The organism is Bartonella sp. AD328YNZD, assembly GCF_042196425.1.
Window position 1 is genome coordinate 1 of the sequence record NZ_JBHIQG010000125.1, and the last position, 6522, is coordinate 6522.

General features: G+C 37.2%; 5 protein-coding genes. 2 read left to right on the forward strand and 3 right to left on the reverse strand.

From position 1 onward, the window contains the following. Together ACFIO3_RS06995 and ACFIO3_RS07000 are read right to left on the reverse strand one after the other, a co-directional pair. The coding region (locus ACFIO3_RS06995) for an SIS domain-containing protein (RefSeq protein ID WP_375704244.1) at positions 1-977 on the reverse strand (977 nt) is incomplete at its 3' end. A gap of 39 nt (positions 978-1016) precedes the next feature. Then, entirely contained in the window at positions 1017-1907 is an 891-nt protein-coding gene (locus ACFIO3_RS07000) for a UTP--glucose-1-phosphate uridylyltransferase (protein WP_375606752.1), read from the reverse strand. 266 nt (positions 1908-2173) lie between these two features. Here ACFIO3_RS07000 and ACFIO3_RS07005 point away from each other — a divergent pair, with 266 nt between their 5' ends. Then, entirely contained in the window at positions 2174-3433 is a 1260-nt protein-coding gene (locus ACFIO3_RS07005; RefSeq protein ID WP_375606751.1) for a lytic murein transglycosylase, read from the forward strand. Positions 3434-3447: 14 nt separating this feature from the next. Further along, positions 3448-4524, forward strand: coding sequence for an SGNH family hydrolase (locus ACFIO3_RS07010; protein WP_375606750.1), 1077 nt, complete (start codon positions 3448-3450; stop codon positions 4522-4524). 162 nt (positions 4525-4686) lie between these two features. On the opposite strand, the gene ACFIO3_RS07015 is transcribed toward ACFIO3_RS07010, so the two are convergent. Continuing rightward, positions 4687-6522 (reverse strand): M3 family metallopeptidase (locus ACFIO3_RS07015; protein WP_375704245.1); only part of this gene is annotated, 1836 nt, incomplete at its 5' end.

A 6522-nucleotide genomic window follows, 5' to 3' on the forward strand; every position in this document is an offset into this window, starting at 1 on the left:
CGCAAAAGATCATGAAAATGGACAATTCCTATCGGTTTTTTATCTTCAACCACGAAAAATGCACCAATCTGATGATCATTAATAAAAGCTGTTGCTGCACCAACAAGTGTATTTGGCTTTACAACTTTAGGAGCTTTGGTCATCACCTCGTCAACATTAAATTTTGATAAATTAAAATGAATGTTACGTGCAAGATCGCCATCAGTTACAATTCCGATTAGTTCACCTTCTTGATTCACAACACCAACACAACCAAAATGTTTTTCCACCAAAACATTCATCGCTTCAGTCATAGCTGTTCCCTGCATAACCAGAGGAATACTATCACCCTCATGCATAATATCACACACGTATTTAAGGCTTGCACCAAGAGAACCACCAGGATGATATATTTTGAAATCCGTTGCGGTAAAACCACGCATTTCTAAAAGAGAAACCGCTAATGCATCTCCCATTGCCAATTGCATAATTGTTGAAGTTGTAGGGGCTAAACCATGGGGGCAAGCCTCTTCTATCTTTGGTAATAATAGCACAATATCAGCTTGTCGTCCTAACACAGAATGCTCATTTGATGTCATTGCAATAAGAGGGATACGAAAACGTGCAGCATAGCTCATAATACCACTTAACTCTTGAGTTTCACCAGACCATGATAAAGCAAGAATAACATCATCAGATCCAATCATACCAAGATCACCATGATTGGCTTCTGCAGCGTGCACAAAAAAGGCAGGTGTACCAGTTGAGGCTAAGGTTGCTGCAATTTTTGTGCCTATATGACCACTTTTTCCAAGACCAGTAATGACCACATGTCCACGCGCATTTCTAATAGTTTGAACAACCGCTTCAAAAGAAGAAGAAAGACTTTCCAGAAGAGCTTTTTCAAGAGCTTCAAGCCCCTGCTTTTCACTAGCAAGTGTTTTAAGCGCTGATGCTACTGCACCTTGCAAAGCCATACGAGGAGACGGTATTGTCATAATCAAATTCGATCAATAAAATTAAGTGAGAGATCTATATCACTTTTCAACATTAATGGTTTCTAGTAAATTTTTCAATGAAGCAGAAACGTGGCTGTGCATATCAGCGCGTGCTAAAGAAAATGCAACGTTGGCTTCAATAAAACCAGCTTTAGAACCGCAATCAAAAGTGCGCCCTTTTACTTGCAACCCCCAAAAATCTTGCTCATTTGAAAGCCGTATCATAGCATCTGTTAATTGAATTTCATTTCCTGCTCCTCGTTCTTGAGTGGAAAGAATATTAAAAATTTCTGGCTGCAAAATATAACGTCCATTGATGTACAAATTTGATGGTGCCGTTCCTTGTGCTGGTTTCTCTACCATTTTTGTGATTTCAAAACCATTTGCAATCTGTTTGCCTTTCCCAACAATACCATATTTATGTGTTTCTCTAGGATCGCATTCCTGAACTGCTATAATATTTCCCCCACCTGTTTTTTCATAAAGGCTCATCATTTCAGAAAGACAGCCCTTTTTCGCCTGTATCAACATATCGGGTAATAATAAAGCAAAAGGTTCCCCTGCAACTAATTCACGTGCACACCAAAGAGCATGCCCTAGTCCCAAAGGTTGCTGTTGCCGTGTAAAAGACGTTGTCCCTGGCAACGGCTGTAAACGATATAAATGCGCAAGATCTTCTTTCTTTCCACATTCAGCAAGTGTCGTGTATAATTCAACTTGCGCATCAAAATAATCCTCAATGACTGCTTTGTTGCGTCCAGTCACAAAAATAAAATGCTCAATACCAGCTTCCCTCGCCTCATCCACAACATATTGAATAACAGGTTTATCAACAACTGTTAGCATTTCTTTAGGAATCGTTTTTGTCGCAGGAAGGAAACGCGTACCAAGACCTGCTACTGGGAATACTGCTTTCCGGATTTTACGCACACTCACCCTCCTCAATGAATTCATATAACTTTTTTGTTTTATTTATCATATGTTTTTACGAAATGGTAAAAAAGATATCTTATTGTTTTGATTATCATTATAATAGGCAATCAAAAATGTAAAAAGAATCTGAGAATTTATTGAAGGAATTAAAACGAATTATTTATTTCAGTTTTTTCCTATTCTTGATCATATTATCGATTAAACTAAATACAAAATAAAGTTATTGCACATCTAATGAATTGAATATTAATGGGGATTTCAAAATGCAAAAAACAGAATTGAAGAGTTTCTCTTTTTTTTTAGAGAAGTCAATAGCTTGGAGACCCCTTGTCACTGGCTCTGCCATTCTTTTGTCTGCTTTTTTAATGTTTTTTGCATCATTTTCACATGCGGATAGCGGATTTAAACACTGGATTAAAGAGTTTAAAAAAATAGCTATTGCTCACAATATTAGCCCTTCTACGTTTCATATGGCATTTAAAGACATTAATGCCATTGATCCAGAAGTTTTAAAAAGCGCCGCATACCAACCGGAATTTATTGCTCCTTCATGGAACTATTTCGATAATCGTGTCCATGATATTGCTATTATAGAAGGACGGCGCCAAGCAAAAAAATGGAATAAATGGCTTCTTCAAATTGAAAAACGTTTTGGTGTTGACCGTAATATTCTGCTTGCTATTTGGTCAATGGAAAGCAATTATGGGAAAATTTTAGCCAATAAAAGTGTCATGCATGATACCATTCGCTCGCTTGCAACCCTAGCCTATGCCGATAAAAAACGCGAAAAATACGCACATACACAACTTATTTCTGCTATGAAAATTCTACAAAGTGGTGAAATTAAACGCTCTCAACTCACTGGATCTTGGGCCGGAGCATTGGGACATACACAATTTATTCCAAGCAGTTATCTCGCCTATGCTGTTGATATAAATCAAGATGGACGGCGTGATATCTGGAACTTTGTTCCAGATGCTCTGGCTACTGCTGCTAATCTTCTTCACAAAAATGGCTGGCAACCTAATCTTATTTGGGGAGTAGAGGTAAAAGTGCCGCAGGGAAAAAAACTTCCTGAAGGCTGGTATTCCTTTGAACAATGGAAAAAATTAGGTGTAAAATACGCTAATGGGCATCCTCTTCCTACATTAGCTGAACAAGCAATGTTAAAATATCCAGATGGAGAAAAAGGACCTATATTTTTAGTCACAAAAAATTTCTTTGTTCTAAAACGTTATAATAATGCAGATCGTTATGCTCTTGCCGTTGCCCTTCTTGCTGATCGCATTGCTGGACGTCCTGGATTAGTGCATGATTGGCAAAGACCTTTTCAGCCTATTACCTTCCAAGAATGTAAAGAACTGCAATCTCGCTTAAGTGCATTGGGATATTATAAAGGAGATATTGATGGAAAAATCGGAACAGCCTCTCGCAAAGCAATCAAAGCTTTTCAGCTGCATTACGGTCTAAAAGAAAATGGATATCCATCATCTCAAGTGCTTTTTCTCCTTCGCCAACAATAATGGAGAATAAGGTCTTGTCTCTTTTGCGTCTTATATACTTGATATTCTTACTGTTTTCATTTTCTATTGTGGGGATCATACAACCATCCCCAAGTAAAGCAACGAACTTCTTCAAATGGTTGTCACAACATAACAAACAGACGCAACAACCACCGCAAATTATAGAACAAAAAATAAACAAGCCGCAAAAAAAGATCGTAACACAAAAAAACATACAAAAGCTAAAAAATGAGAACGCAAAGCGCATTCTTGTCATAGGAGATTTTACAGCTTCTGCTGTTGCCGATGCACTTAAGAAGTTTTTTATAGATAATAGTGATATCGTTATTATGAACAACACAATGCCAGCTTCCGGATTAGTTCGAACTGATTATTATTCTTGGCAAAGCAATATTTCTAAACTCATTAATCAAAATAACCCCGATGTCATTATCATGATGATCGGGGCCAATGATAATCAACCCATCATAGACTCTCATAGCACGATTAACACAGATCAATCAGAATGGATGCACATCTACAAACAAAGAATTATCGAAATTGCTGAAAGTCTTCATGCCTCTGGAAAATCGTGGATATGGATAGGTCAACCTTCTTTTGGAAATGACCTTTTGACACAAAAAATGAAAATTTTTAATGCGCTCTACAAACAAGTAACAGAAACAGCAGGAGGATATTTTCTTGATATCTGGAGTGGCTTTAGTGATGAAGAAGGAAACTTTTCTTTTTCAGGCTATGATATTAATGGAAAAATGACCAAATTGCGCACCAATAATGGCATGCATTTCACTTCTGAAGGAAAGAAAAAACTTGCTGCTTATTTAGAAAAGCCATTGAAAAATATTTTAAATTTTCATGCCTTTTCTCATGAAAATTCTTACTCAACCGATCAAGTTATTAAAAAACTTATACAAGAATCAGAGAATCAAGAGCCAAGTAAAATTATGCGTCAGCCTCCAATGAGCCTTAATGATATGGTACAACAAAACACCCACCTCATAGGCAGAAAAAAATCAAGTTTTATAGAAAAATCATGGTTTCCACCAAATGGACATCAAAAAGATCGAGCTGATAATTTTTCTTTCCCATAATGTCTATTTAAAATACAAAATCTATTTTCCCCTATAAACAAAAAGCGAATAAGATAAAAACACTGTTTACATAGCTATAATGAAGAGAAAATTTGCATAAATTGCAACTACATCTTTGCGAAGAATATGAAAACGGCATGGTTAGCACCATGCCGTTATATCTTACAATCCACGTTTGTTAATCATTGCCTCTGGTAAAGGCATCCGTCCCCGAAAAGCTTTATAAAGCTCCTCTGGATCACGACTTCCCCCAGCAGAGTAAATAAAGCGTTTCAACTTATTAGCAAGCTCTGAATTAAAAACATCTCCCGTTTCTTCAAAAGCCTGAAAAGCATCAGCATCAAGCACTTCTGACCACATATAAGAATAGTAACCAGCGGCATAACCATCCCCTGCAAATACATGCATAAAATGTGGAGGACGATGGCGCATAATAATTGTATCAGGCATTTGCAGCTTGTCTAATTCTTGGCGTTCAAACACTGTTGGATCAGTGACTTTTTCTCCTTGGTGAAAAGCCATATCCACGAGAGCTGATGAGATAAATTCAACCGCAGAAAATCCAGCACTAAATGTCTGTGCTGCTAAAACTTTATCTATCAACTCTTGTGGCATAGGAAGCCCTGTTTTTGCATGTATAGCATAAGATTTTAATACTTCTGGTACAGTTAACCAATGTTCATAAAGTTGAGAAGGCAGCTCAACAAAATCACGCGAAACCGATGTTCCCGATACAGATGGCCATACAACATCAGAAAGCAAACCATGCAATGCATGCCCAAACTCGTGAAAAAGCGTACGTGCATCATCAAGAGATAAAAGGGCAACCTCCCCTTTGGATGGTTTAGCAAAATTACAAACATTGTAGATAATGGGCTTTTGTCCGCCTTCCAATTTATGTTGTGATTGCAAACTACTCATCCACGCACCAGACCGTTTTGAAGAACGTGCAAAATAATCACCAATGAAAAGCCCAAGTAAGCTTCCATCAGATTTTTTTACTTCCCATAAACGTGCATCAGGATGCCAAAGTGCAACAGCATTTTTTTCTTCAAATGTAATGCCAAAGAGTTTTTCTGCTACTCCAAAAGCCGCTTTAATCATATGATCAAGTTGAAAATAATATTTAATTTCAGCGCCATCAAAAGAAAACTTTTCAGTGCGAAGTTTTTCAGCATAATAACGCCAATCCGAAGCTGTTAAAGATTCATTGCTTCCCTGATTATTGGCAAAATTTTGTAATTCAATTTGCTCAGTAGAAGCCTTCGCTTTTGCTCGCTCCCATACAGGCATAAGCAAATTCATAACAGAATCAACACTTTTAGCCATAGTATTATCGAGTTTTAAATCCGCAAAAGATTTATATCCCAATAATTTAGCTTGCTCATCTCGAAGCGCAACAATCTCTAAAATAATGGTTCGATTGTCATTCTTGTTATTATTTTCACCACGTTTAGCCCAAGCTTGGAATGCAACTTTACGCAAATCACGACGATCAGAGAATTTTAAAAAAGGTTCAACAATTGAGCGTGCTAGTGTTAATGCATAGGCTTCTTCACTGCCTCTTTCGTACGCAATTTCTTTCATTGAAGCAATGAGATCTTCCGGTAAACCAGATAAGTCTGTTTGTTTTAAAAATAGAATCCATTCAGCTTCATCGTTTAAGACATTTTGCCCAAAAGTAGCATTTAAAAAAGCGAGTCTTTCATTAATTTCTACAAGCCGTTTCTTCGCTTTTTCATCTAATTTTGCACCATGACAAACAAACTTTTTCCACCATAATTCAAGAACACGTGTTGTTTCATTCTCAAATGTCCCCTGTTGCGACTGTTTATAAAGCATATCTATTTTCGCAAATATCCGCGCATCCATCATCATTTTTGAAGAATAACGAGAAAGTTTTACAACGAACTCTTGCTCTAGCTGTTGAATTAATACATTCGTATGAGCACTAGTGCGTAAGAAAAATATTGAACAGACACGATCAAGCGCTTTGCC

Excerpts from the sequence above, each read along its gene's own strand:
- ACFIO3_RS07005 (WP_375606751.1), top strand. The coding sequence starts at position 2,174 with ATGCAAAAAACAGAATTGAAGAGTTTCTCTTTTTTTTTAGAGAAGTCA.